Genomic DNA, 25,445 nt, shown 5'->3' with positions numbered 1-25,445 from the left:
CCGTTTCTCGCTCGTTCGTCGGCGAGAGGAAGGTAGGAAGACGACGGGTGACGGCACGTCACACCGGGGGGCCAACTGCGGCTTGATACCCGGGTAGGGGGTGGAGGAGCAGGCAACCCCCCGGCGGGGGTGGGGTTTTCCCCAGGACCGCGGCCGGGCTCAGGTCGTGCCGGGGGTCACCAGGCCCGACTCGTACGCGAAGACCACGGCCTGCGCCCGGTCGCGCAGGTCCAGCTTGGCGAGGACCCGCCCGATGTGGGTCTTCACCGTCTGCTCCGCGAGGACCAGGTGGTCCGCGATCTCCTGGTTGGACAGGCCCCGCGCGATCAGCTCCAGGACCTCCGTCTCGCGCGGGGTGAGACCGTTCAGGCGCAGCGCCGTGGTGTCCCGGCGCGGGGCGGGCCGGGACGCGGCGAAGTCGGCGATGAGCCGGCGGGTCACGGACGGGGCGAGCAGGGCCTCGCCCGCCGCCACCACCCGTACCGCCGCGATGAGATCGGCGGGCGGCGCGTCCTTCAGGAGGAAGCCGGACGCGCCCGCGCGCAGCGCCTCGTACACGTAGTCGTCCACGTCGAAGGTGGTCAGCATCAGCACCTTCGGCCGGTGCGTGACACCGGTCGGCGGGTGGAGGATCTCCCGCGCCGCCGCGAGCCCGTCCAGCTCCGGCATCCGTACGTCCATCAGCACGACGTCCGGATGCGTCGACCGCGCCACGTCCACGCCCTGCCGTCCGTCCGGCGCCTCGCCCACCACGTCGATGTCGGGCTGGGCGGCGAGCAGCGCGGCGAATCCGGCCCGCACCATGGCCTGGTCGTCGACGATGATCACGCGGATGGTCACTCGGGGTCCTTGGTGGTCGTGGCCGGCGCCGGGGCCGGGCCGGGGTTCGGATCAGGGCTCGGGTCGGGGTTCGGATCAGGGCTCGGGTCGCGGTTCGCGTCGGGGTTCGGGTCGGGCGCCGGGTCCGCCGTCAGCGGGAGCCGCGCGGCCACCCGGAAGCCGCCGTCCGGCAGCGGCCCGGTGTCCAGCGAGCCGCCCGTCAACCGTACGCGCTCCCGCATGCCGACGAGGCCGTGACCGGTGCCGTCCGCGCCGCGCTCCACCCCGGAACCCGCCTCCGCGCCCGGCCCGTTGACGACGAGGACCGTCAGCCAGCCGTCGTCCGAGGCCCGGACCGAGACCCGGGTCGTCGCGCCCGGCGCGTGTCGGACGATGTTGGCGAGGGCCTCCTGCACGATCCGGTACGCGGACAGGTCCACCGCCTGCGGTACGTCCCCGAGGTCGGCGGCGAGCGACAGCTCGGCCGGCACCCCGGCCCGTACCGTCGCCTCGACCAGCTGCTGGACCCGGTCGAGCCCCGGCTGCGGGGCCCGCTCGCCCTCGCTGCCGTCGCTGCGCAGCACGGAGAGCAGCCGCCGCATCTCGGCCAGCGACTCGCGCGCGCTCGCCGCGATGGAGGTGAACTCCTCGCGGGCCGCCTCCGGGAGGTCCGGGATGCGGTACGGGGCGGAGTCGGCCTGCACGGTGATCACGGACATGTGGTGGGCGACGACGTCGTGCAGCTCGCGCGCGATCCTCGCCCGCTCCTCCAGGAGCGTGCGGCGGGAGCGCTCGGCCTCGCTGATGGTCTCCTGCTCGACGAGCCGCCGCTGCGCGTCGCCCCGGGCGCGTACGGCCGAGGTGAGCAGCAGCAGCACCCCGCTCAGGACGAGCAGCAGCGTGTGGACGCTGGTGTCACCGGCGGGACGGAAGGCCTCCAGGACGTACCCGGCCACGCCCGTCGCGAGCCACACGCCGAAGAGGGCCCGGCGGGACTCGCGGAGACCGAGCGCGAGCATCAGGGCGCAGTAGCCGACGACGGCAGGCGGAGTCCAGGGCCACAGGTCGCCGTGGGGGCCGTCCGAGCCGAGGAGGACGAGCGCGCCGAGCACGTCGGCGGTGAAGATCACCCACCAGGCCTGGAGGGGCCGGGAGACGGCGAGCAGCAGCGGCGCGGTCTGGGCGATGGCGACGGCCCCGGCGAGGGCGCCGTTGACGTCGTAGTCGTTGACGAGGACGGTGACCGTGGAGGGCAGGAGCGAGGAGACGAAGGCGACGGCGACGACGTACGGCAGCAGCCGCACCCACCGCGACGAGGCCTCGGAGAGCAGGGGAGCGCCGGGGGTGGTCGGGGTGGTGAGCGCGGCCCCGAGGCCCTGGAACAACTCACGCGACCGGGCGCTGAACCAGCTGAGCCGGCTGAACCGGCCGAACCGGTGGAGGGGCGGCTCGTGCCGCTGTTCGGTAGCCATGACCCGCCCAGGGTAGGCAGCACCCGTGGGGCCTGACGTCATACCGGGGAGGGGGCCGCGACCCGCTACCGGGGTATGACATCGGGGCGGGGCGGGGCGCGGCACGGAGGTCCGGGGGCTCAGGAGCCGGGAGGCTCAGCGGAGTCCTCCCTCAGAGCTCCGCCAGAAGCTCCGCCTTCTTCGCCGAGAACTCCTCGTCCGTCACCAGCCCCGCCTGGTGCAGCTCGCCCAGGTGCCGGATCCTCTCCGCGACCGCCCCGGGGTCGCGGTGCCCCCCGTCCCGGAGGCCGGCCGGGACGGCGACGGGCACGGGCGCGCGGTCCTTGCCCCGGATCGCCGCGAGGACCGCCGCCGCGAAGGGGAGGGACTCGTGCACGGGCCCGTAGCCGAGGCCGAAGACGACCGACGCCGGGTCCTGGTCGGGCTGGGCCGCCCGGGGCCCGCCGCCGCGCGGCACCAGGCGCAGGTACCCGTCGAGGACCTCGGGCGAGCGCCACTCGACGCCGCAGAGCTCCCGTACCGAGAAGGTCTGGTCGCCCGCCTTCCACTTCTCCGAGGACGCACCCGTCCAGGACCAGCGGAACGCGACCTCCGACGTCCCGTCGAAGCTCGCCCTCCCGTCGTACGTCTTGAAGGACTGCGGTCCCGTCGGCGCGGCCACCAGGAAGCCGTCGGTGGGCGTCGCGGCCACGGCGTCCCCGGGGCCGGCCGGGTCGTCCGGGTCGGCGGGGCCCGCCGCGTCCGGCGGGAGCAGCGCGCGCAGTTCGTCCCGGTAGTACTCGGCGAGCGTCTCCCGGTCCGCGGGCAGCACGAGGCGGTACGGGTCGCAGCTCTCCTTGAGCTGCCCCGCGGCCGCTTCCATCAGCGGATCGGCGCCCGGTCTCGGCACGGCGTGCAGCACGACGGTGCCCCGCTTCCCGGGCGTGAGCGTCACGGACGCCAACGCCTCGTGCGGTACACGTCGTTCACGCAGCGCCTGGAAGAGCTTCGGCGTGCGGATCCCCCGTTCGAAGCGGATGACGAGGGCGTCGCTCTCGAACTCCCAGGTGGCATGAATTCCGGCCAGCACATCACCCATAGGGGCCATCGTAAGCGGCGCGTGCCCGTGCGTCGCCCCTGTGAAAGGTCGGGAAATTCCGTGATCTACGCGCGTCAGGACCCTTCCGCGCCGGATATTCCGTAGTGGCAAGCGCTGCCGGCACGTGCGCAGATCAGGTCCTGGTAGGCGCCTACGCCTATCGCGGCGAAGTTGTCGAGGCTCTCCGTCCCCGGCTCGAAATAGCCGCTGTGGCCGACCGCTCCGCCCGCCGAGAGCAGCCGCGCGCCGAATTCCGGTTCCACCGGGTCCGCGCCGTGCCCGACCCCTCCCACCTCCAGGTGCGGCACGTCCGCGATCCAGTCGTCCGCGTCCCGCATCGCCCAGACCCGTGCCCCGGTGGCGAGTTCGGCGGCGCGCTCCACCCGCATGCCGGGGCTGCCGGCCACCGCCAGATCCGTCACCCGGGAGGGCAGCCGGGGCGCGGCGAGCCCGCACAGCACGGAGCCGTAGCTGTGGCAGAAGAGCGCCACCCGGGCGTCGCCGGGCAGGGCCGAGGCCAGCTCGACCAGGCGTACGGCTCCGTTCGCGGCGAGCCGGCCGGTCATCGCGTCGACGCCGACCCCGACGGGCGCCGTGTAGTCGGCCCAGGCGATGACGGCGACCCGGGCACCGGGCGAGACCCGCCGCTCGGCGGCGAACAGGGACTCCGCCATGCCTGCCGGGGCCCCGTACCGGCCGTGGGTCTTCTGGAAGGTGAGGAGGTTCGTGTCGACGCCGGGCACGATCACCGAGACCCGCCGGGCCCGTTCCAGATCGCCCAGGACCTCGGCGGTGCGGCCCTTGCCGGTCGGGTCGAAGGCGAGGATCTGGCGGCCCGGGCGGAGCAGGGAGGAGAAGCGGTCGAACCGGCGCCGTGCCTCGTGCAGGCCGTCGGCGGAGAGCCGGGGGTCGGCGATCCGGGCCCGTTCGGCGGTGAGGGCGCGGGTGAGGGCGATCCGGTTGGCGCGGTAGCGCAGCGGGACGGGGGCGCCGTTGAGGTTGCCGACGACGAGCGGGTGCCGCTCGGCGAGCAGGCGGCCGCCCGCCGTGCCGAGTCCGGCGAAGAACGCGGCGACCGTACGGGCCGGGGCGGCGGCCGGGTCGGGCAGCGGGCCGTGCCCGACGCGGTCCCGCGCCCAGGCGGCGAGCGCGGCTTCGCGGGACGGTCCGGGCGCGGGCCGGTGCCGGATCGTGGTCCACCCGGTGGTCGCGAGGAGCACGAACACGACGGCGAGCGCGAGCAGCGCGCGCGTGACGGCGAGGGTGGGCGAGGCGTCGACGGAGGTCACGGGCCGCCACCCTACGGGGGTGAGGCGCGGGCGCCCAGCGGGTGGTGCCGCGTACTGCGGAGCGCCGTTGACCGGCTACGGAGCGGTGTCGTGCGGCGATGCCCGGGGGCCCGCCGCGGGGTCGTGCGGCGATGTCCGGGGGCCCGCCGCGGGGTCGTGCGGCGATGTCCGGGGGCCCGCCGAGGGGCCGGTGTCCCGGTCCCGCCAGTCCGGGGCCAGTGCCGCGCCGAGGTGGTCGAGGTACCGCTCGGTGAGGGCGCGGATGGCCTCCAGGCTCTGGTCCGTACCCCGGCCCCACATCTGGCCCGTGACCCGCATCACGCCGCTGAACGCCGCCACCGCGATCCGGGGGCGGGGGTCCTCGTCCACGTCGAGGCCCTCGCGCGCGGCGATCATCCGGGCGATCGTCTCCTCCATCTCGGTGGAGCGGCGCAGATGGACGGCGAGCAGCGCGGGCGTCGACTCGATCAGCCGGAAGGTCCGCAGGTACAGCTCGACCGGTACGACCTCGACGATCGCCTCGCCGACGGTGTCCCAGGAGCTCAGGACCGCGTTCCGCATCGCGTCGAGGGGGCCCTCGCCGGGCGGCCGCTCCCCGAGGGCGCCGATGAACCGCTCCTCCACCATGTGCTGGACGGCGAAGGCGACCTCCTCCTTGGAGGAGAAGTAGCGGAAGAAGGTGCGCTGGGAGACCTCGACGGCGTCGACGATCTCGTCGACGGTGGTCCGCTCGTACCCCTGGGCCGTGAAGAGCTCCAGGGCCACCCGGATCAGCGTGTCGCGCGTGCGCTGCTTCTTCCGCTCACGCAGGCCGGGGGCGGGCACGGTCAATTCGAATCCTCTTTTCGGGCGTTTCGTCCGGCTCAGGGTACCTGTGAGCTACGTGACAGTTACCGACGCGTGAATCGCTTTGTCAATTGTCAGTTACTGTCATTAGCCTCGTTCCATGACTAGTCAGACCACAGTGGAAAAGGCCCCGCAGGGTCAGGGGGGCGTCCGGGAACCCGTTCCGGTCCCGGCGAAGGGACTGCGCGGCCACCCCTGGCTGACCCTGTTCGGCGTCGCCGTGGGCGTGATGATGGTCGCGCTCGACGGCACGATCGTCGCCATCGCCAACCCCGCCATCAAGACCGACCTCGGCGCCTCGCTCGCCCAGGTCCAATGGATCACCAACGGCTACCTCCTCGCGCTCGCCGTCGCCCTGATCACGGCCGGCAAGCTCGGTGACCGCTTCGGCCACCGCCAGACCTTCCTCATCGGCATCGCGGGCTTCGCCGCCGCCTCCGGGGCGATCGGCCTGTCCGACTCGATCGGCGCCGTGATCGCCTTCCGCATCCTGCAGGGCCTCTTCGGCGCCCTGCTGATGCCGGCCGCGCTCGGCCTGCTGCGCGCCACCTTCCCCGCCGAGAAGCTGAACATGGCCATCGGCATCTGGGGCATGGTCATCGGCGCCTCCACGGCGGGCGGTCCGATCGTCGGCGGCCTGCTCGTCGAGCACGTCAGCTGGCAGTCCGTCTTCTTCATCAACGTGCCGGTCGGCGTCGTCGCGCTCGCCCTCGGTCTGGTCATCCTCAAGGACCACCGCGCCGAGAACGCGCCGCGCTCCTTCGACATCCTCGGCATCCTGCTGCTCTCCGGCGCCATGGCCTCCCTCGTCTGGGGCCTCATCAAGGCCGGTGAGTCCTGGGGCTGGACCGGCGGCAAGACCTGGGGCTGCCTGATCGGCGCGCTGCTGCTCTTCGCGGTCTTCGCCTTCTGGGAGACCAAGGTCAAGGAGCCGCTGATCCCGCTGGGCATGTTCCGCTCGGTGCCGCTCTCGGCCGGTGTCGTCCTGATGGTCCTGATGGCCTTCGCCTTCATGGGCGGCCTCTTCTTCGTGACCTTCTACCTCCAGGGCGTGAAGGGGCTCAGCCCGGTCGACAGCGGTCTCCACCTGCTGCCGCTGACCGCGATGATGATCGTCTCCTCGCCGCTGGCCGGCGCGCTGATCACCAAGTTCGGCCCGCGCGTGCCGCTGGTCGGCGGCATGGTCTGCACGGCCGTCTCCATGTTCGGCATGATCACGCTCTCCTCGGGCACGGGCACCTTCGTCATGTCCCTCTGGTTCGCCCTGCTCGGCCTGGGCCTCGCCCCGGTCATGGTCGGCGCCACCGAGGTCATCGTCGGCAACGCGCCGCTGGAGCTCTCCGGCGTGGCCGGCGGTCTGCAGCAGGCCGCCATGCAGGTCGGCGGCGCGCTCGGTACGGCGGTGCTCGGCGCCGTCATGTCCTCCAAGGTCGCCAGTGCCTTCGAGGGCAACTGGAAGGAGGCCGGCATCCCGGGCCCGGCCAACCCGGACCTGGAGCAGGCCGCCGAGTTCGGCATGGCCCCGCCGGAGCTGGCCCAGGCGCCGGGGATGACCCCCGACCTCTTCGACAAGGTCTCCGGGGTCATCCACGACACCTTCCTGGACGGCATGGGCCTGGCCTTCACCGTCGCCGGTGTGGTCGCCGTCGTCGCGGCCCTCGTCGCCACGCTCACCAAGCGCGGCGAGAACGCGGAGGCGGGCATGGGCGGCGGCCACATCTGACGCGCCCCGCTGATCGCGGCGGCCCCGCTGTTTCACGACGGCCCCGCTGTTTCACGACGGCCCCCACCGGACCTGGTCCGGTGGGGGCCGTCGCCCGTTCGGGTGAAGAGGCTTTGGCCCTCTTCTCAACGGGGGGTGACGTCCGTCAGAGTATTGGTTACGGAGAGTGACGAAAGCGGGGGTTCGGAGAGATGACGGAGACATCCACGTATACGAAGCGGCTGCTGGCGGCCGGCGCGATGGCGGCCTGCCTCCTGGCGGCCCTGCCGGCCTCGGCCGTGAGCGCGGCGGTGGCGGCGGAACCGAAGCTGGGCGCGTGCGGCCCCGGCCGGCTCTGCCTCTGGTCCAAGCCCGACTTCAAGGGCCGGGCCCAGAGCCACGAGCTGGCCACGACCGACATCGAGAGCTGCGTCGCCCTGCCGCCCGGCACCTCGGCCCAGTCCCTCGCGAACCGCACGGGGCGGCCGGTCACCACGTACCAGTCGGCGGAGTGCGCGGAGGCGGGGGAGTTCGAGACCTACCCGGGGCGGGGGACCTGGGTGCCGCAGACGCCCTACGAGGTCAGAGCGTTCAAGATCTGGGAGCGGTAGGGGCGGTGGCGGCCGTGGGGGGCCCGGCGGGCGCGGGGACGTCCCGAGGCCCGTCCGACGGGGAGAGCCGCGCCACCTCCGCGCGCAGCTCCCGCACCTCCAGGGTGAGCGCCTCCAGGAGCTCGGTCTGCCGGCGCTCCACCGCGTCGTCCCGGTCGAAGCGGGAGATGAACCAGGCCGCGATGTTGGCGGTGACGACACCGAGCAGGGCGATGCCCGAGAGCATCAGGCCGACCGCGAGGACCCGGCCGAGACCCGTCGTCGGGGCGTGATCGCCGTAGCCGACCGTGGTCATCGTGGTGAAGGACCACCAGACCGCGTCCCCGAGCGTCTTGATGTTGCCGTTCGGTGCGTCCCTCTCGACGTGCAGCACGGCGAGCGAGCCGAACATCATCAGCCCGACCACCGCGCCCGCCACATAGGTCGTGAGCGTTATCTGTGGGGCCATCCGGGCCCGCCGGCCCACCAGGAGGAGCGTGGAGACGACCCGCAGCAGCCGCAGCGGCTGCACCATCGGCAGCAGGACCGCGAGCAGATCGAGGGGGTGGGAGCGGACGAAGACCCAGCGGGCCGGGGCGAGGGCGAGCCGGACGAGATAGTCGACGGCGAAGGCCCCCCACACCACCCACTCGACCTGGGTGCACAGCCGGTGCACCCAGGGGGCGGCGCCGGGAGCCACGATCGGCACGGCGTAGGCGAGGCCGAACGCCACCGCGAGCGCCAGCAGCGGCGTCTGCGTGCGCTTTTCCCAGCTCTTCCAGCGAACCTTCATGCGGGGCATCGTAGAGAACGCCGAAGGGCGGCGAGACCATCGGTCCCACCGCCCCTCACCAGGCGCTACGTGCCAGACATCCCGCGGGTCAGGCGTCGCCGCCGTACCCGCGGGTCAGGCGTCGCCGCCGGCGGCGCCCGGGTCGGCGGCCGCCACGTCGAGCAGCTGGTAGCGGTCCACGGCCTGCTTCAGGGCCGACCGGTCGACCTTGCCCTGGCGGGCGAGCTCGGTCAGCACCGAGAGCACGATCGACTGGGCGTCGATGTGGAAGTAGCGGCGAGCCGCACCGCGCGTGTCCGCGAAACCGAAGCCGTCCGCGCCCAGCGAGGTGTACGGACCCGGCACCCAGCGGGCGATCTGGTCCGGTACCGCGCGCATCCAGTCGGAGACCGCCACGAACGGGCCCTCGGCGCTCTGGAGCTTCCGCGTCACGTACGGGACGAGCTGCTCCTCGTCCGGGTGGAGCAGATTGTGCTCCTCGGCGGCCACGGCCTCCCGGCGCAGCTCTGTCCACGAGGTCGCGGACCAGACGTCGGCCCGCACGTTCCACTCCTCGGCGAGGATCCGCTGCGCCTCGATCGCCCACGGCACGGCGACACCGGAGGCCATGATCTGCGCCGGGATCGTACCGGCCTCGGCCGGCTTGAAGCGGTGGATGCCGGCGAGGATGCCCTCGACGTCCACGTCCGCCGGCTCGGCCGGGTGCTGGATCGGCTCGTTGTAGACGGTCAGGTAGTAGAAGACGTCCTCGGCGTCCGCGCCGTACATCCGGCGCAGGCCGTCCTGGACGATGTGCGCGATCTCGAAACCGAAGGCCGGGTCGTAGGCGATACAGGCCGGGTTGGTCGAGGCCAGCAGGTGCGAGTGGCCGTCCGCGTGCTGGAGACCCTCACCGGTCAGCGTCGTACGGCCGGCGGTGGCGCCGAGCACGAAGCCGCGCGCGAGCTGGTCGGCCATCTGCCAGAACTGGTCGCCGGTCCGCTGGAATCCGAACATCGAGTAGAAGACGTAGACCGGGATCAGCGGCTCGCCGTGCGTGGCGTACGCCGAACCGGCGGCGATCAGCGAGGCCGTGCAGCCGGCCTCGGAGATGCCGTCGTGCAGCATCTGGCCGGTCGGCGACTCCTTGTAGGCGAGGAGGAGTTCACGGTCCACCGCCTCGTACTGCTGCCCCAGCGGGTTGTAGATCTTGGCGCTCGGGAAGAAGGCGTCCATGCCGAAGGTGCGGTACTCGTCGGGGGCGATCAGCACGAAGCGCTTGCCGATCTCCTTGTCCCGCATGAGGTCCTTCAGGATGCGGACGAAGGCCATCGTGGTGGCGATCGACTGCTGGCCGGAGCCCTTCTTGGCCGCCGCGTAGGTCTTGTCCTCGGGGAGGACCAGCGGCTTCGACCGCACGACGCGGGTCGGCACGTACCCGCCGAGCGCCTTGCGGCGGTCGTGCATGTACTGGATCTCCTCGGAGTTCCGGCCGGGGTGGTAGTACGGCGGCAGGCCGTCCTCCAACTGCCGGTCCGTCACCGGGATGTGCAGCCGGTCGCGGAAGCGCTTGAGGTCGTCGACCGTCAGCTTCTTCATCTGGTGGGTCGCGTTGCGGCCCTCGAAGTTCGGGCCCAGCGTCCAGCCCTTGACGGTCTGGGCGAGGATCACGGTCGGCTGGCCCGCGTGCGCCTTCGCCGCCGCGTAGGCCGCGTAGATCTTCTTGTGGTCGTGACCGCCGCGGCCCAGGTGCAGGACCTGCTGGTCCGACATGGACTCGACCATCGCCCGCAGCCGGTGGTCGTCGCCGAAGAAGTGGTCGCGGATGTAGCCGCCGGTCTCCGTCGCGTACGTCTGGAACTGGCCGTCCGGGGTGGTGTTCAGCTTGTTCACCAGGATGCCGTCGCGGTCCTGCGCGAGCAGCGGGTCCCAGGAGCGGTCCCAGATCAGCTTGATGACGTTCCAGCCGTTGCCGCGGAAGATCGACTCCAGCTCCTGGATGATCTTGCCGTTGCCGCGCACCGGGCCGTCGAGCCGCTGGAGGTTGCAGTTGACGACGAAGGTGAGGTTGTCCAGGCCCTCGCGGGCGGCGATGGAGAGCTGGCCGAGCGACTCGACCTCGTCCATCTCGCCGTCACCGAGGAACGCCCAGACGTGCGACTTGGAGGTGTCGGCGATGCCGCGCGCCTCCATGTACCGGTTCATCCGGGCCTGGTAGATCGCGCCGAGCGGGCCGAGACCCATCGACACGGTCGGGAACTCCCAGAAGTCCGGCATCAACCGCGGGTGCGGGTACGACGACAGGCCGTTCGGGTACTTCGACCTCTCCTGGCGGAAGCCGTCGAGCTGGGTGTCGTTCAGCCGGTCCAGGAGGTAGGCGCGGGCGTAGATGCCGGGGGAGGCGTGCCCCTGGAAGAAGATCTGGTCGCCGCCGTCGCCCTCGTCCTTGCCGCGGAAGAAGTGGTTGAAGCCGACGTCGTAGAGGGAGGCCGAGGAGGCGAAGGTCGCGATGTGACCGCCGACGCCGATGCCCGGACGCTGTGCGCGCGAGACCATCACGGCCGCGTTCCACCGGGTGGCGTTGAGGACCTTGCGCTCGATCTCCTCGTTGCCGGGGAAGAACGGCTCGTCCCTGGTGGCGATGGTGTTGACGTAGTCCGAGCTGCGCATCTCGGGCACGGCCACGCGCTTCTCGCGGGCCCGCTCGATCAGTCGGAGCATGAGGTAGCGGGCCCGCTCACGACCCCGCTCGTCGACGGCAGCGTCGAGGGAGTCGAGCCATTCCTGGGTCTCTTCCGGGTCGAAATCCGGGACCTGGCTGGGAAGGCCGCCAATGATGATCGGGTTGCGATCGGATCCGGGAGCCACGCTCTTCCTTCGCTGTTCGGTGGTGCCCACGGGGCCACGGAGTGGTCGGGATGTCCATCGTGTACCCCGCCGACGCCGGACGTCACATTTACCGAGGAGTAACCCCCAGGGGGTGCCTTGCGTGTCTGGGTAGGGTCAAATCGCAACCTTACGCCCAACCCGCGCATGCGTTTCGTCCGGGCGTTCGGCAGACTGAAACCGCAGAAGTCAGTAAACCGGGATGAATCATGTGTGCCTGATCATGAAGGAGGGTCGGACCCTGCCGGAAGTTGGGGCGAGACGGCCCCAAACGTCACCGTTTCGGCGGTCTCCGCGGCCGGGTACTTGCGCGATCAGCCCCGGCACGTGTGGACTACGGCCAGCGCCACGCGCATACGCGTGGCCCACAGCATTTACCGAATGAGCAGGAGGCAAGCCGTGAGCGCGACCGCGGACCACGCGGAGGAGCGGACCAACCCGGCAGCGAGGCTGGGGTTCGAGCCCGGACAGGTGGTCCAGGAGATCGGCTACGACGACGACGTCGACCAGGATCTCCGTGAAGGTATCGAGTCCATCATCGGGGCCGATCTCGTGGACGAGGAGTACGACGACGTCGCTGACGCCGTGGTCCTCTGGTTCCGCGACGAGGACGGCGATCTCACCGACGCCCTGGTGGACGCCATCGGTCTTCTGGAGGACGGCGGCACCATCTGGCTGCTGACGCCGAAGACCGGCCGCGACGGCTACATCGAGCCGAGCGACATCAACGATGCCGCGCAGACTGCTGGTCTCTCCCAGACCAAGAGCATCAGCGTCGCCAAGGACTGGACGGGCACCCGCCTGACCGCCCCCAAGCGCTGATCACCACGCTGCGAGACGCCCCCGCCGGTACGCCGGCGGGGGCTTTCGCACACAGGCCGTAGGCTGGGTGTCACCGATTCGGCCCAAGGTCTGGGCACCGTCGAAGGGATACGTGGCGATGGCGATCGAGGCCGGCACCAAGGCCCCGGAGTTCGAGCTGAAGGACAACCACGGCCGCACCGTGAGGCTCTCGGACTTCCGCGGCGAGAAGAACGTGGTGCTGCTCTTCTACCCCTTCGCCTTCACCGGAGTCTGCACCGGCGAGCTGCGCGAGCTGCGCGACAACCTCCCGAAGTTCGTCAACGACGACACCCAGCTCCTGGCCGTCTCCAACGACTCGATCCACACCCTGCGCGTCTTCGCCGACCAGGAAGACCTCGACTTCCCGCTGCTCTCCGACTTCTGGAAGCACGGCGAGGCCTCGCGCGCCTACGGCGTCTTCGACGAGGAGAAGGGCTGCGCGGTGCGCGGCACCTTCGTCATCGACAAGGAGGGCGTCGTCCGCTGGACCGTCGTCAACGCCCTGCCGGACGCCCGCGACCTCGGCGACTACGTCAAGGCTCTCGACGCCATCTGAGCCACCTCACGGTCGACATCTCCGATTCGCCGGGCGAATCGACTGTTTCGACCGGGAACCCGTCACTAGGATCCACTCGTTGATCCGATGCCAACGCACGACTGGGGCGCTGCCCCTGAAAACGTATGGAGGGACTCGTGGGAGTCAGCCTCAGCAAGGGCGGCAACGTCTCGCTGACCAAGGAGGCCCCTGGCCTCACCGCCGTGACCGTCGGTCTGGGCTGGGACGTCCGCACCACCACCGGTACGGACTTCGACCTCGACGCCAGCGCCATTCTGGTGAGCGAAGAGGGCAAGGTCCGCAACGACCAGGACTTCGTCTTCTTCAACAACCTGAAGAGCGCCGACGGCTCGGTCGAGCACACCGGTGACAACCTCACCGGCGAGGGCGAGGGCGACGACGAGCAGGTCAAGGTCAGCCTGGCGACCGTGCCGGCCGACGTGACCAAGATCGTCTTCCCGGTCTCGATCTACGACGCCGAGAACCGCCAGCAGTCCTTCGGCCAGGTGCGCAACGCGTTCATCCGCGTCGTGAACCAGGCCGGCGGCGCCGAGATCGCCCGGTACGACCTCTCCGAGGACGCCTCGACCGAGACCGCCATGGTCTTCGGCGAGCTGTACCGCCACGGCGCGGAGTGGAAGTTCCGCGCCGTCGGCCAGGGGTATGCCTCGGGTCTGCGCGGTATCGCGGCGGACTTCGGCGTCAACGTCTGAGTCGAACCGTTCGAACCGTCCGGCGCCGCACACTCCGTGCGGCGCCGGACGTGCCTCATCACCCTCGGGGAGGAACTGATCACATGGGCGTCACACTCGCCAAGGGAGGCAATGTCTCCCTCTCCAAGGCCGCTCCCAACCTCGTCAAGGTCCTCGTGGGCCTCGGCTGGGACGCGCGCTCCACCACCGGAGCCCCCTTCGACCTCGACGCCAGTGCCCTCCTATGCCAGGACGGCCGCGTGCTGGGGGACGAGTACTTCGTCTTCTACAACCAGCTCCGCAGCCCCGAGGGCTCCGTCGAGCACACCGGCGACAACCTCACCGGCGAGGGTGACGGGGACGACGAGTCCCTCATCGTGGACCTCACCCAGGTCCCGGCCCACTGCGACAAGATCGTCTTCCCGGTGTCGATCCACGATGCCGACAACCGCGGCCAGACCTTCGGCCAGGTCAGCAATGCCTTCATCCGCGTCGTGAACCAGGCGGACGGCCAGGAGCTCGCCCGCTACGACCTCTCCGAGGACGCCTCCAGCGAGACCGCGATGATCTTCGGCGAGCTCTACCGCTACAACGGCGAATGGAAGTTCCGGGCGGTGGGCCAGGGGTACGCGTCGGGGCTGCGGGGCATCGCTCTAGACTTCGGGGTCAACGTTTCGTAAAGCCGCGTAATTACACGATGGGGTAGACAGTGGTACTGAAAACCTTCGGCTGGTCGTTCGCCATCACGGCGCTCGGTCTGGTCGCAGCGGTGCTCTACGGGGGGTGGGAAGCGTTCGGGATCGTCGCGATCCTGTGCATCCTCGAGATCTCGCTGTCCTTCGACAATGCGGTGGTCAACGCCGGAATCCTGAAGAAGATGAATGCCTTCTGGCAGAAGATCTTCCTCACCATCGGTGTGCTCATCGCCGTCTTCGGTATGCGACTGGTCTTCCCCGTCGTGATCGTCGCGATCAGCGCCAAGATCGGCCCCATCGAGGCCGTCGACCTCGCATTCAACGAGCCCGAGCGCTACGAGCAGCTCGTCACCGACGCACACCCGTCGATCGCCTCCTTCGGCGGGATGTTCCTGCTGATGATCTTCCTCGACTTCATCTTCGAGGACCGTGACATCAAGTGGCTCGGCTGGCTGGAGCGCCCGCTGGCCAAGCTCGGCAAGGTCGACATGCTGTCGGTCTGCATCGCCCTGATCGTCCTGGCGGTCAGCGCCATGACCTTCGCGACCCAGGCGCACCAGCACGGCGGTATGCACGTCGACAAGTCGGCGACCGTCCTGCTCTCCGGCGTCTTCGGTCTCATCACGTACCTCGTCGTCGGCGGTCTCTCCGGCTACTTCGAGAACAAGCTGGAGGAGGAGGAGGAGCGCGAGCACGAGGCCGAGGAAGAGGCCAAGCGCAGCGGCAAGAAGGTCTCGGCGGTCCAGCTGGCCGGCAAGGCCGCCTTCTTCATGTTCCTCTACCTGGAGGTCCTCGACGCCTCCTTCTCCTTCGACGGTGTCATCGGCGCCTTCGCCATCACCAACGACATCGTCCTGATGGCGCTCGGCCTCGGCGTCGGCGCCATGTACGTCCGTTCGCTGACGGTCTACCTGGTCCGTCAGGGCACCCTCGACGACTACGTCTACCTGGAGCACGGCGCCCACTACGCGATCGGCGCCCTGGCCCTGATCCTCATGGTCACCATCCGCTACCAGATCCCCGAGGTCGTGACCGGTCTCATCGGTGTCGCCCTCATCGGCTGGTCCTTCTGGTCATCCGTCCGGCGCAACAAGGCCATCGCGGCGGCCGAGGGCGGATCGGGCGGCTCGGGAGACAAGACCGAGGTGTCCTCCGGGGTGTGACGACCCCGGTAACGAGGAACGCTTCACTGCGGGGCGGCCGGTGCACCCGGCCGCCCCGCAGGCATGTGCGCGGTGTGGTGGTGGCGACCAGTGGGGGGTGAAGGCGGCATGGCCTTCTGGGACAACCTGTTTCCGGGGAGGACGGCGCAGCAGTTCGACATGGGCGGCGCCGCGTCCAACACGATCGACCTGACGAAGAGGCGGCCGACGGTCTCGCTCACCAAGCAGGGCGCCGCCACCGGCAACCTCCGGGTCAACCTCTCCTGGCGGATGCGGACCTCCGACCTCGAAGGGCGGTCCCGGCAGAGCGGCCGGCTGCTGCGCCACCCCTCGCAGCTCTTCAAGCCCGAGGTGGTCCAGGCGCACACCCAGGGCGTCGTCAACGTCGACCTGGACCTGGGGTGCCTGTACGAGCTCGCCGACGGCAGCAAGGGCGTCGTGCAGCCGCTCGGCGGCTTCTTCGGGGACCTGAACGCGGCGCCGTACGTGAAGCTCAGCGGGGACGACCGCTTCGGGGCCCCGTCCGGAGAGACGATCTTCGTCAATCTGGACCACAAGGACGAGATCAAGCGGCTGCTGTTCTTCGCGTACATCTACGACCAGACGCCGGCCTTCGACCGTACGCACGCCAAGATCACGCTCTACCCGAGCAACGGCCCCCGGATCGAGATCGAACTCGACGAGCGCGCCCCGCAGGCCCGCTCCTGCGCGGTCTTCTCCGTGGAGAACGTCAAGGGCGACCTGACGGTCCGCCGCGAGGTGCGGTTCGTCTACGGCTTCCAGGCCGAGCTGGACCGGCTGTACGGCTGGGGACTCCAGTGGGGGCGCGGCTACAAGACCAAGGCGTAGGTGCCCGAGCCGTGCCCCATGTCTCAGGATCTGACGAACTGGGGGCCCATGGGAGGCATCCGGAACTCCGGAGCCGCGTGCGGTTCCGGCTGCGGCACGGGCTGCGGATAGCCGTACGCGGGGGCCTGGGCGTTCACGGGCTGTTGCGGGTAGCCGTAGGCGGGCGCCCGGTCGGGCACGGGGGGCACCGTCGGCTGCGGCGGTACGGGGGTGTGGACCATGGTCGCGTCGAGATCGGGGGACCCGGCGGCGGGGAAGGCGGGAGCGGGGACACCGGGGGCGGGGAAGCCCGTCGAGCCGTCCTGGGCCCCTGGGCCGTCCTGGACTCCCTGTGCGGCCTCCTGGGCGGCTTCCTGAGCGGCTTCCTGGGCGTCCTCGTCGACCGAGATGCCGAAGTCCGTGGCGAGGCCGACGAGCCCCGTCGGATAGCCCTGCCCCACCGCGCGGAACTTCCAGCCGTCCCCGCGCCGGTACAGCTCGCCGCAGATGACCGCCGTCTCCTCGCCGGTCTCGGCCGTCACGTCGAAGCGGGCCAGCGGCTCGCGGTCCGGCCCCGCCGTCGCGTCGTACAGCAGGATCCGCAGGTCGGAGACGGACCGGAAGGTGCCGCCGTCGGAGGAGGCCGCGACGACCACCCGGTCGACGGAGGCCTCAAGGCTGCCCAGATCGGCCTCCACGGTGTCCGTCAGACCCTCGGCCACCCGCTTCTTCGGCAACCGCCGCACGAACCCCGAGGGGTGCCGCGGCTGGTTGTAGAAGACGAAGTCCTCGTCGGACCGCACCCGCCCGTCGGCGCCCAGCAACAGGGCCGAGGCATCCACGTCAGGGACCCCGGGGCCCGGGGTCCAGCAGAGCACGGCCCGTACGGCCGCGGTGTCGAGAGGGACGTTGGAGCCCTTCAGCATCGCGTGCGTCATGACCGCAATCCTGCACTCCCGGCAGACCCGCGGACAACGCGGGGGCGTCACCGATACCGGGCCGAGACGACGGATGCTGACGAGTTACCTGAATTTCATGCACCGTGGGAACTACGGACACCCGCACCTACGTACTATTACCGGCCACGTGTCGTCAGGGCCCAGAGAGGCAGACGGGGGACTTACATGCGTCATTTCGGGCACATCCCGTCCGCAATGCGGACCGGGCTGTTCCACCGCGAGCCGGCCGAGTTCACGGCCGACTCGCCCGCGCGCACGCTCGCCGTGGCCCTGGGGGCCACGCTCTACAGCCCGGCCACCCGGCCGCGGCTCGCCGACGACGTGCGCAAACAGGCCGCCCGCGGAGTGGTCTCCATGGTGCTCTGCCTGGAGGATTCCATCAGCGACGGCGATGTGGAAGCGGGCGAGGCCAACCTCGTCCGGCAGTTCGCCGACCTCGCGGCCGGCGGTACCGATGTGCCCCTGCTCTTCATTCGCGTCCGCGATCCGCGCCAGATCACCGACCTCGTCGCCCGGCTCGGCGAAACGGTCCGCCTGCTGTCCGGATTCGTGCTGCCCAAGTTCACCGAGACCCGCGGCCACGCCTTCCTCGAAGCGCTCACCCAGGCCGAGCGGACGAGTGGCAGGCGACTCTTCGCCATGCCCGTCCTCGAGTCCCCCGAGCTGCTCCACCTGGAGACCCGGGCCGAGACCCTCGCCGGGATCGCTTCGATCACCCACAAGTACCGCGACCGCGTCCTCGCCCTGCGCCTCGGGGTCACCGACTTCTGCTCCGCCTACGGCCTGCGCCGCTCGCCCGACATGACCGCCTACGACGTCAAGATCGTCGCCAACGTCATCGCCGACGTGGTCAACGTCCTCGGCCGCTCCGACGGCACCGGCTACACCATCACCGGGCCCGTCTGGGAGTACTTCCGACCGGGCGAGCGCATGTTCAAGCCGCAGCTGCGCCGCAGCCCCTTCCTGGAGGGCCGGGCCGAGGACCTGCGCACCGCCCTCATCGAGCACGACCTCGACGGCCTGCTGCGCGAGATCGAGCTCGACCGCGCGAACGGACTGCTCGGCAAGACCTGCATCCACCCCACCCACGTGGTGCCGGTGCACGCGCTCTCCGTGGTCAGCCACGAGGAGTGGAGCGACGCCCAGGACATCCTGCGGCCCGAACAGGGCGGCGGCGGAGTGCTCCGTTCGGCGTATACGAACAAAATGAATGAAGTGAAGCCGCATCGCGCGTGGGCCGAACGCATCCTCCTGCGCGCCGAGGTCTTCGGCGTCGCCAAGGAGGACGTCGGCTTCGTGGATCTGCTCACCGCCGGGCTTGCCGGCTGACGAAGGGACGTCGACGACGTGGTGTGGACCGGAACGTGGGTCGCGGAGCGACTGGGCGTCGAACTGATCGGCGGCGAGGAGCTACCGGCCCTGTTGGGCCTCGCACTGCGTCGTAACCCCAAGCGGGCCCATCTGCTGGTCTCCAGCGTGCTCGGCAAGCACGTGCCGCAGCGGCCCTCCGTCGTGTACGGCTCCGGCCTCGACCTCGGCCGGCGCGTCCGCGCGCTCCTCGGCGACGAGGAGGCGGCGCGCTCCGTCGTCCTCGGCTACGCGGAGACCGCCACCGCCCTGGGCCACGCCGTCGCCGACGGCCTCGGCCTCGCCCCGTACCTCCACTCCACCCGGCGGCCGGTGGCCGGGGTCGCCCGCGCGGGCGGCTTCGAGGAGGCCCACTCCCACGCGACCTCGCACCTGCTGCTGCCCGAGGACCCGAAGCTGCTCGCCGGCGCGGGACCGCTGGTCCTCGTCGACGACGAGTTCTCCACCGGCAACACCGTCCTCAACACGATCAGGGACCTGCACGCCCGCTACCCGCGCGAGCGGTATGTCGTCGTGGCCCTCGTCGACATGCGCTCCGCCGCCGACCTCGGCCGTCTGGACGCCTTCGCGGCGGAGATCGGCGCCCGCGTCGACCTGCTCGCCGCAGCGGCCGGCACCGTACGCCTCCCTGAAGGGGTCCTGGAGAAGGGCCAGGCGCTGGTGGCGGAGCACGAGAAGGCCTACGAGAAGGCCGGGAAGGCCCACAGGGCGGCCGAGGAGATCCGCGGGACGGCCACCGGCATCGCCACGGCCGCCGCCGCCACCGTCGGCGGGCAAGCCGGCGCGCACGCGCCCGTACGGGTGGCGCTCGGCTGGCCCGAGGGGCTGCCCGACGGCGGGCGGCACGGGTTCACGCCCGAGCACCGCGAGCGCCTGGAAGCCGCCCTGCCGGCCCTCGCCGCCCGCCTCGGGCAGGCCCTGGAGACGCCGGAAGCCCCCGCGGGCACCCACAGCGGCCACAGCACCCACAGCGGCCGCCGCGTTCTCGTACTCGGCTTCGAGGAGCTGATGTACGCGCCGCTGCGCCTCGGCACCGCCCTGGAGGACGCCGGCCACGACGTCCGCTACTCCACCACCACCCGCTCGCCCGTCCTCGCCGTCGACGACCCCGGCTACGCGATACGCACCCGGCTCGTCTTCCCGGCCCACGACGACCCGGCCGACGGCCCCGGCGAGCGCTACGCCTACAACGTGGCCGGCGCGGGCTTCGACGCCGCCGTCCTCGTCGTCGACTCCGCCGCCGACACTCCGGAACTGCACGCCCCGGACGGCCTGCTCGCCCAGCTCGCCGCGCACGTCCCGCGCGTCGTGCTCGCCGTCGTCCCCTCGTACACGCCCACGGTCTCCGAAGCTCCCGAAAGGAGCTCCATGCTGCCCGAGCCCCTCCGCGGCCCCGCCTTCTCGTCGTACGCACCCGAGGAGGTCGGCTGGCTGCTCCAGGACCTCTCGGACGTCGAACTGGAGGCGCCCACCGAGGAACGCGAGGAAGCCATCCAGAGCGGCGGCGCGCACTACGCCGAATCGCTCCCCGTCGAGTACCAGCCCAGCGCCCGCTACCAGGAGCTCTTCCACTCCGCCCTGGAGAGCTCGGCCGCCCGGATCGCCCGCGCCGTCGGCACGGTCACCGAGACCGTCCTCTCCGAGCGACCGGGCCGCGGCCCCGTCCTCGTCTCGCTGGCCCGGGCCGGCACCCCCGTCGGCGTCCTCATGCGCCGCTGGGCGAAGGCCCGCCACGGCCTCGACCTCCCGCACTACGCCGTCTCCATCGTGCGCGGCCGCGGCATCGACGCCAACGCGCTGCGCTGGCTCGCCGCCCACCACGACCCCGCCGACGTCGTCTTCGTCGACGGCTGGACCGGCAAGGGCGCCATCACCCGCGAACTCGCCGAGGCGGTCAAGGAGTTCGAGGCGACGACCGACGGGCCCTCGGGCTTCGACCCGGAGATCGCGGTCCTCGCCGACCCCGGCTCCTGTGTCCGCACCTACGGCACCCGCGAGGACTTCCTCATACCCTCCGCCTGCCTCAACTCCACGGTCTCCGGGCTGATATCCCGCACCGTGCTCCGCTCCGACCTCGTCGGGCCGAACGACTTCCACGGCGCCAAGTTCTACCGCGAACTGTCCGGAGCCGATGTCTCCGGCGCCTTCCTCGACGCCGTCGCCGCCCGCTTCGACGAGGTGGTCGACGCCGTCGACATGGACGTCAAGGAGCTCCTGGCCGCCGACCGCACCCCCACCTGGGAGGGCTGGGCGGCCGTCGAGCGCATCAGCGAGGAGTACGGCATCCACGACGTCAACCTGGTCAAGCCCGGAGTCGGCGAGACCACCCGCGTCCTGCTGCGCCGCGTCCCCTGGAAGATCCTCGCGAAGCGGGGCGCCGACGCCGACCTCGCGCACGTCCGCCTGCTCGCCGAGCAGCGCGGTGTGCCCGTCGAGGTGGTCGACGAACTCCCGTACAGCTGCGTCGGCCTGATCCACCCTCAGTACACCAGGGGTGCGACAGGCGCCGACGGCAAGGCGGTGGTGTCCCAGTGAGTACCACCTCGGCCGCCGCCGGAACGACCCTGGTCGCGAGCGACCTCGACCGGACCCTCATCTACTCGAGCGCGGCCCTCGCCCTCGGCATGCCCGACGCCCAGGCGCCCCGGCTGCTGTGCGTCGAGGTCCACGAATCGAAGCCGCTCTCCTACATGACCGAGGACGCGGCCGGCCTCCTCGCGCGACTGGCCGACGAGACCGTCTTCGTCCCCACGACGACACGGACGCGCAAGCAGTACCAGCGCATCCAACTCCCGGGCACCACACCGAAGTACGCGATCTGCGCCAACGGCGGGCACATCCTCGTCGACGGCGTCTCCGACCGCGACTGGCAGGCCGCGGTGGCGAACCGGCTCGCCGACGAGTGCGCGCCGCTCTCCGAGATCCGCGCCTACCTCACCGCCACCACGGACCTGTCGTGGGTGCGCAAGCACCGGGTGGCCGAGGACCTCTTCGCCTATCTCGTCGTCGAGCGGGAGCGGCTCCCCCAGGAGTGGCTGGGGCGCTTCGGCGAGTGGGCGGGGGAGCGCGGCTGGACCGTCTCACTCCAGGGCCGCAAGGTGTACGCGGTGCCGAAGCCGCTCACCAAGAGCGCGGCCGTCCGCGAGGTCGCGCGGCGCATCGGCGCGACGCTCACGCTGGCCGCCGGCGACTCGCTCCTCGACGCCGACCTGCTGATGGCCGCCGACCGGGCCTGGCGCCCCGGCCACGGCGAACTGGCCGACAGCGACTGGACCGCCCCCCACCTCGACGTCCTCGCAGAACGCGGAGTGGCGGCGGGCGAGGAGATCCTCCGCCGCTTCCGGGCCGCTGCGGCGGTGTAGCACCGGCGGGCCTCCCCGGCCGCTACCCGGCCCGGGGAGGCCGCCTTGGCCGTACCGATACGTGCCGGAGGGTCAGCCGCAGCAGCCCCCACCACAGCAACCGCCACCGCCGCCGCCGCTCGCGCCCTGCGCGGGGGCGGCGGTGCTGCTGCCGCCGACGGCCACGGCCGAGAGCAGCTTCACGGTGTCGTCGTGCCCGGCGGGGCAGGAGGCCGGAGCGGAGGACTCGGCCATGGGACGGCTGAGCTCGAAGGTGTCGCCGCAGGTGCGGCAGCGGAATTCGTAACGAGGCATGGGGACAGGCTAACGGCGGGACGGGACCGGGGGCAGTGTCCACGAGGGCTCAGTGACCCACGGCCCACGGCCCACGGCCCACGGCTCACGGCTCACAGGCCAAGGGCCCCTGCGGGCACGCGGGCATATCGGCCTACGCGCGTGCGGCACCGTCCGCACCCCCGACCCCAACCCAAACCCCGACCCCGACCCCAACCCCACCCTCGACCCCGCACCCCGACTCAATGCCCAGTGGCCGCCGCGCCGCGATCTTCCCTGATCTGTTCGACGACGCGGGCGGCTGAGGTGCGGACGCCCTCCAGTTCGGTCAGGAAGTGCCAGTAGTCCGGGTGGCGGCCCTCCAGGGTGCCGACGGCCCGGTCGAGCCGGGCCACGGCCTCGTCGAGGGGCCGGGCGTGGCGCGGGTCGGGGGTGTTCCGGCCCGCCATCGCCAGCCGCTGGGCGTCCCGTACGGCGAACCGGGCCCGGTCGATCTCCGTCTTCGGGTCCTTCGCGACGGCGTTCAGGCGGCGCAGCCGGTCCCCGGCCGCCGACACGGCCTCGTCGGTCGAGTCGAGGAGCGCGCGGACGGTGGAGAGCCGGGAGGTCGCGTCGGGCCAGCGCTGCTCCTCGCGGGCCTTCGCGGCCTCGGCGAGCCGCTCCTCGGCCTGCCGGAGCGTGCCGGCGGCCTGCTCCGGCACGTGCTGGAGGTCCTGCCAGCAGTCCGCCGAGAACCGTCGCCGCAGTTCGGAGAGGACCGGCTCGACGCCCCCGGAGCGGGTGGTGAGCGCCTCGGTGCGGGTGCGGAGGGAGACGAGCCGCCGGTCGATCTCGGCGGCGCGCTGCGGCAGCCGCTCGGCCTCGGCCCGTACGGCTTCGGCGTCGCGCAGGACGCGGTCGGCGCGCTGGAGGGTGTCGGGGACGCCGTGGCGGCCGGCGCCTTCGTTGAGCCGGGTCAGTTCGGGCCCGAGCCGGGCGAGTCGCAGGGCGAGGTCGTCGGCGCGGAGCCCGCTCTCCCGTACGGCGTCGAGGGCGGTGCTCGCGCCGCGCAGCGCCTGGCGGGCCCGCTCGACGGCGGGGGCGAGCCGGGCGAGCTGGGTCTCGGCGCGGTCGAGGAGCGGCGTGAGGCCCTGCTCGAAGCGCTCGAGTTCGCCCTTGACCCGGTCGAGCTCCTCCTTGGCTCGGGTGAGCTCGGTACGGGCGCGGGCGGCGGTGGCGGCGTCGAGCTCGTCGCGGTCGAGGTCGTGGGCGTCGACGGCGCCGATGTAGAGGTGGCTCACCTCGTCGATACGGCGGCCGAGGGCCTCGAACCCCTCCACCGCGCGGAGCGTGTCGGGGGAGCTGTCGACGGCGGTGAGCGTCTCGATGGAGATCCGGAGCCCGCGCTGGGCGGTGTCGAGCTCGTAGAAGGCCGCGGCGGCGGCGTCCTTGGCGGCCTGCGCCTCGGCGCGCTGGCCCTCTCCGCGCCCGCCGAACCAGCGGCGCGTACCGCCTCCGGCGAAGGCCTGCGGCAGCAACGCCCCGACCAGCAGCGGCAGCGCGAGGGCCAGCCGGAAGGCGGACGGAATCCTGGGCGTCGCACTGCCCCTTCTGGGGGGTGTCCTGTCGATCGCCGCCACGTACCTCTCCCGTGCTGTGTCCGCCGTGCCCGGTCCGGGTTCATTCTCCCACCCGGTAAGGACGAACACACGGGCCGGTCAGTTCGCGGTTCGGACGATGACGTCACCGTTGTCGCTGCGGGCGCTCACGGTGTGCTCGCTGCCGTCGCGGCGCGGGACGTCGACGCGGACGTCGCCGTTGTCGCTGGCGCCGGTGGCCTCGTACTCGGCGGTGGGCAGGGTGACCGTGACGTCGCCGTTGTCGGTGACGACGTCGACCCGGCGGGGTACGGCGCCGAGGGTGATCCGTACGTCCCCGTTGTCGGAGCGGGCGAGGACCTCCGGGGCGGTGGTGCCGCCCTCGACGGTCAGGTCGCCGTTCTCACTGCCGAGATCGAGGGCCGCGGTGCTCCGGGTCACCCGGATGTCGCCGTTGTCGGACCGCACCTTCAACGGCGTGGTGAAGCCCTCGGCCGTCACGTCGCCGTTGTCGTCGGCAACGGTGACGGCGACGTCGCGCGGCACCTGGATCCGGTGCACGGCGCCGCAGCTGGAGGCGATGCCGTCGCAGTCCACCCGCAGCGTGAGCCGCCCGTCGGCCAGCTTCCAGCGCGCCTCGGGCCCCGACCCCATGAACACCCACCCGTCGACCTGCCGCTCGACGAGCACGTCCTCGACGTCGGCGGGCGTGATCACCAGCCTGGAGTTGTCGGAGTCGATGGTGAGCGAGTCCCCGTCGAACGCGAAGGTCTTCCTCTCGACGGGAGCCTCCTCGGCGTCGGCCACGCCGCAGGCGCTGAGCGAGAGCGCGGCGACGAGCGCCCCACCGGCGGCGAGGAACACGCGGAACGGGTGGCGTACGGCCATGACGATCGAACCCCCAGGAGAATGACGAGCGGTCCCCCGACGGTACGAGCCCATCACCCCTGGTCACGATCCGGCGACCCACCGTCCGAGAGGTGGGGCTATCCCCCCGGCCCACCCCACGCCCGAGACGTGGAGCCTCTCCCCCCGACCCACCACACCGGAGAATCGGATTCGGCCCCACCCCGTCGGCCATGTAGGCTGTTGCCTCTTCCACGGGTGCGTAGCTCAGGGGTAGAGCGCTGCTCTTACAAAGCAGATGTCGGCGGTTCGAAACCGTCCGCGCCCACCAGTGCAAAGGCCCCTCGCCGATCATGGCGAGGGGCCTTTGACATCTACTTCTGACACCAACGGGAGCGGTCACTCACGACCGAGGACGCCTCCTGAGCCGCCGGTCCATGTGGCTCACGGCCTCGCGTTGCGTGTCTTGGACGACGTGCGCATAGACGTTCATCGTGACAGCGATCTGGCTGTGTCCTAGGCCCGGACGCGGTCGACGGGAACGCCCCCCCGCGTCCGCAGCCACGACGGCCGCAACATTTCGGGCAGGTCCGCATGACCGCCGCCAAGCGTACGGCTACCGAGTTGCATCCGAGATCTATGGCCCCAGGCAATGATGGACTTCGAGCATGAGGGCCCCTCCGAGTGGCTGTGGCCGCGACTCGGAGGGTACGTACGCCAGCCTCTTGGGATAGGCCATCGCGATCACAAAGGCTGCGGAGGCAACCGGCAGCGCAAGCATCGATCTGTTCTTTGACCTGCTGAGCGAGTTCAAGGCCGAGCGAAGCCC

The 25,445-nt window shown here is 71.3% G+C and carries 22 protein-coding genes, 1 tRNA gene and 1 pseudogene; 12 read left to right on the top strand and 12 right to left on the bottom strand.

Annotated elements, in window-relative coordinates:
* Positions 1-159: 159 nt before the first annotated feature.
* The 5 genes from OG361_RS12580 to OG361_RS12560 form a co-directional block, all read right to left on the bottom strand.
* Positions 160-840, bottom strand: coding sequence for a response regulator (locus OG361_RS12580; protein WP_384561609.1), 681 nt, complete (start codon positions 838-840; stop codon positions 160-162).
* Entirely contained in the window at positions 837-2,333 is a 1,497-nt protein-coding gene (locus OG361_RS12575) for a sensor histidine kinase (RefSeq protein WP_405853404.1), read from the bottom strand. Before OG361_RS12575 ends, OG361_RS12580 begins: the two co-directional genes overlap by 4 nt.
* Before the next feature lie 109 nt (positions 2,334-2,442).
* On the bottom strand, positions 2,443-3,369 hold the full coding sequence (locus tag OG361_RS12570) for a DUF4429 domain-containing protein (protein ID WP_405853403.1): 927 nt from the start codon (positions 3,367-3,369) through the stop codon (positions 2,443-2,445).
* A 74-nt stretch (positions 3,370-3,443) separates the two neighbouring features.
* Positions 3,444-4,658: an alpha/beta hydrolase gene (locus OG361_RS12565; protein WP_405853402.1), complete on the bottom strand. Its 1,215-nt coding sequence runs from the start codon at positions 4,656-4,658 to the stop codon at positions 3,444-3,446.
* A 75-nt stretch (positions 4,659-4,733) separates the two neighbouring features.
* On the bottom strand, positions 4,734-5,483 hold the full coding sequence (locus OG361_RS12560) for a TetR/AcrR family transcriptional regulator (protein WP_405862212.1): 750 nt from the start codon (positions 5,481-5,483) through the stop codon (positions 4,734-4,736).
* Positions 5,484-5,604: 121 nt separating this feature from the next.
* Here OG361_RS12560 and OG361_RS12555 point away from each other — a divergent pair, with 121 nt between their 5' ends.
* Positions 5,605-7,227 carry an MFS transporter gene (locus OG361_RS12555; protein ID WP_405853401.1) on the top strand — a complete coding sequence of 541 codons (1,623 nt, stop codon included), beginning with the start codon at positions 5,605-5,607 and terminating at the stop codon, positions 7,225-7,227.
* 191 nt (positions 7,228-7,418) lie between these two features.
* Entirely contained in the window at positions 7,419-7,817 is a 399-nt protein-coding gene (locus tag OG361_RS12550) for a peptidase inhibitor family I36 protein (protein WP_405853400.1), read from the top strand.
* On the opposite strand, the gene OG361_RS12545 is transcribed toward OG361_RS12550, so the two are convergent.
* Together OG361_RS12545 and aceE are read right to left on the bottom strand one after the other, a co-directional pair.
* Positions 7,798-8,589 carry a potassium channel family protein gene (locus OG361_RS12545; protein ID WP_405853399.1) on the bottom strand — a complete coding sequence of 264 codons (792 nt, stop codon included), beginning with the start codon at positions 8,587-8,589 and terminating at the stop codon, positions 7,798-7,800. The genes OG361_RS12550 and OG361_RS12545 overlap by 20 nt on opposite strands.
* Before the next feature lie 114 nt (positions 8,590-8,703).
* A complete protein-coding gene (aceE, locus tag OG361_RS12540; protein WP_405853398.1) occupies positions 8,704-11,436 on the bottom strand; it encodes a pyruvate dehydrogenase (acetyl-transferring), homodimeric type in 2,733 nt (910 codons plus the stop codon).
* Positions 11,437-11,853: 417 nt separating this feature from the next.
* On the opposite strand from aceE, the gene OG361_RS12535 reads away from it, so the two are divergent.
* The 6 genes from OG361_RS12535 (at position 11,854) to OG361_RS12510 (ending at position 16,252) form a co-directional block, all read left to right on the top strand.
* Positions 11,854-12,276, top strand: a complete 423-nt coding sequence (locus OG361_RS12535; RefSeq protein WP_384561879.1) for a DUF3052 domain-containing protein — start codon at positions 11,854-11,856, stop codon at positions 12,274-12,276.
* Positions 12,277-12,394: 118 nt separating this feature from the next.
* Complete coding sequence (locus tag OG361_RS12530; RefSeq protein WP_405853397.1) at positions 12,395-12,853, top strand: peroxiredoxin; 459 nt, start codon at positions 12,395-12,397, stop codon at positions 12,851-12,853.
* A gap of 137 nt (positions 12,854-12,990) precedes the next feature.
* Positions 12,991-13,566 (top strand): TerD family protein, encoded by a 576-nt coding sequence (locus OG361_RS12525; protein ID WP_317594642.1) that lies wholly within the window; start codon positions 12,991-12,993, stop codon positions 13,564-13,566.
* A gap of 83 nt (positions 13,567-13,649) precedes the next feature.
* On the top strand, positions 13,650-14,225 hold the full coding sequence (locus OG361_RS12520; RefSeq protein ID WP_405853396.1) for a TerD family protein: 576 nt from the start codon (positions 13,650-13,652) through the stop codon (positions 14,223-14,225).
* Between the two features lie 29 nt (positions 14,226-14,254).
* Positions 14,255-15,403 (top strand): DUF475 domain-containing protein, encoded by a 1,149-nt coding sequence (locus tag OG361_RS12515; RefSeq protein ID WP_405853395.1) that lies wholly within the window; start codon positions 14,255-14,257, stop codon positions 15,401-15,403.
* A 108-nt stretch (positions 15,404-15,511) separates the two neighbouring features.
* Positions 15,512-16,252 carry a Tellurium resistance gene (locus OG361_RS12510; RefSeq protein WP_405853394.1) on the top strand — a complete coding sequence of 247 codons (741 nt, stop codon included), beginning with the start codon at positions 15,512-15,514 and terminating at the stop codon, positions 16,250-16,252.
* A 23-nt stretch (positions 16,253-16,275) separates the two neighbouring features.
* On the opposite strand, the gene OG361_RS12505 is transcribed toward OG361_RS12510, so the two are convergent.
* A complete protein-coding gene (locus OG361_RS12505; protein WP_405862210.1) occupies positions 16,276-17,178 on the bottom strand; it encodes a TerD family protein in 903 nt (300 codons plus the stop codon).
* A 177-nt stretch (positions 17,179-17,355) separates the two neighbouring features.
* Between OG361_RS12505 and OG361_RS12500 the strand changes: the two genes are divergently transcribed.
* From OG361_RS12500 to OG361_RS12490, 3 genes are read left to right on the top strand one after another with little or no spacing between them, the layout of a single operon-like run.
* Entirely contained in the window at positions 17,356-18,519 is a 1,164-nt protein-coding gene (locus OG361_RS12500) for an HpcH/HpaI aldolase/citrate lyase family protein (RefSeq protein ID WP_384561893.1), read from the top strand.
* An 18-nt stretch (positions 18,520-18,537) separates the two neighbouring features.
* Positions 18,538-21,093, top strand: a complete 2,556-nt coding sequence (locus OG361_RS12495; RefSeq protein WP_405853393.1) for a phosphoribosyltransferase — start codon at positions 18,538-18,540, stop codon at positions 21,091-21,093.
* Positions 21,090-21,920: an HAD family hydrolase gene (locus OG361_RS12490; RefSeq protein ID WP_405853392.1), complete on the top strand. Its 831-nt coding sequence runs from the start codon at positions 21,090-21,092 to the stop codon at positions 21,918-21,920. The genes OG361_RS12495 and OG361_RS12490 overlap by 4 nt, the downstream gene beginning before the upstream one ends.
* A 72-nt stretch (positions 21,921-21,992) precedes the next feature.
* On the opposite strand, the gene OG361_RS12485 is transcribed toward OG361_RS12490, so the two are convergent.
* The 3 genes from OG361_RS12485 to OG361_RS12475 form a co-directional block, all read right to left on the bottom strand.
* Positions 21,993-22,214: a zinc ribbon domain-containing protein gene (locus OG361_RS12485; protein ID WP_405853391.1), complete on the bottom strand. Its 222-nt coding sequence runs from the start codon at positions 22,212-22,214 to the stop codon at positions 21,993-21,995.
* A 221-nt stretch (positions 22,215-22,435) separates the two neighbouring features.
* The gene (locus OG361_RS12480) at positions 22,436-23,761 is read right to left on the bottom strand and encodes a hypothetical protein (RefSeq protein WP_405862208.1); all 1,326 of its coding nucleotides are present in this window, start codon (positions 23,759-23,761) and stop codon (positions 22,436-22,438) included.
* Between the two features lie 129 nt (positions 23,762-23,890).
* Positions 23,891-24,658, bottom strand: a complete 768-nt coding sequence (locus tag OG361_RS12475) for a DUF4097 family beta strand repeat-containing protein (protein WP_405853390.1) — start codon at positions 24,656-24,658, stop codon at positions 23,891-23,893.
* Between the two features lie 214 nt (positions 24,659-24,872).
* Between OG361_RS12475 and OG361_RS12470 the strand changes: the two genes are divergently transcribed.
* A tRNA-Val gene (locus tag OG361_RS12470) sits at positions 24,873-24,947 on the top strand.
* Between the two features lie 72 nt (positions 24,948-25,019).
* On the opposite strand, the pseudogene OG361_RS12465 reads toward OG361_RS12470, so the two are convergent.
* A pseudogene (locus OG361_RS12465) lies at positions 25,020-25,139 on the bottom strand (integrase); the annotation flags it as partial.
* Positions 25,140-25,445: the final 306 nt, after the last annotated feature.

The sequence above is a fragment of the Streptomyces sp. NBC_00090 genome (assembly GCF_045160815.1).
Classification (GTDB): Bacteria; Actinomycetota; Actinomycetes; order Streptomycetales; family Streptomycetaceae; genus Streptomyces.
Note: the sequence above shows the minus strand (reverse complement) of the source record. Positions and strands in the feature narration are given on the sequence as shown.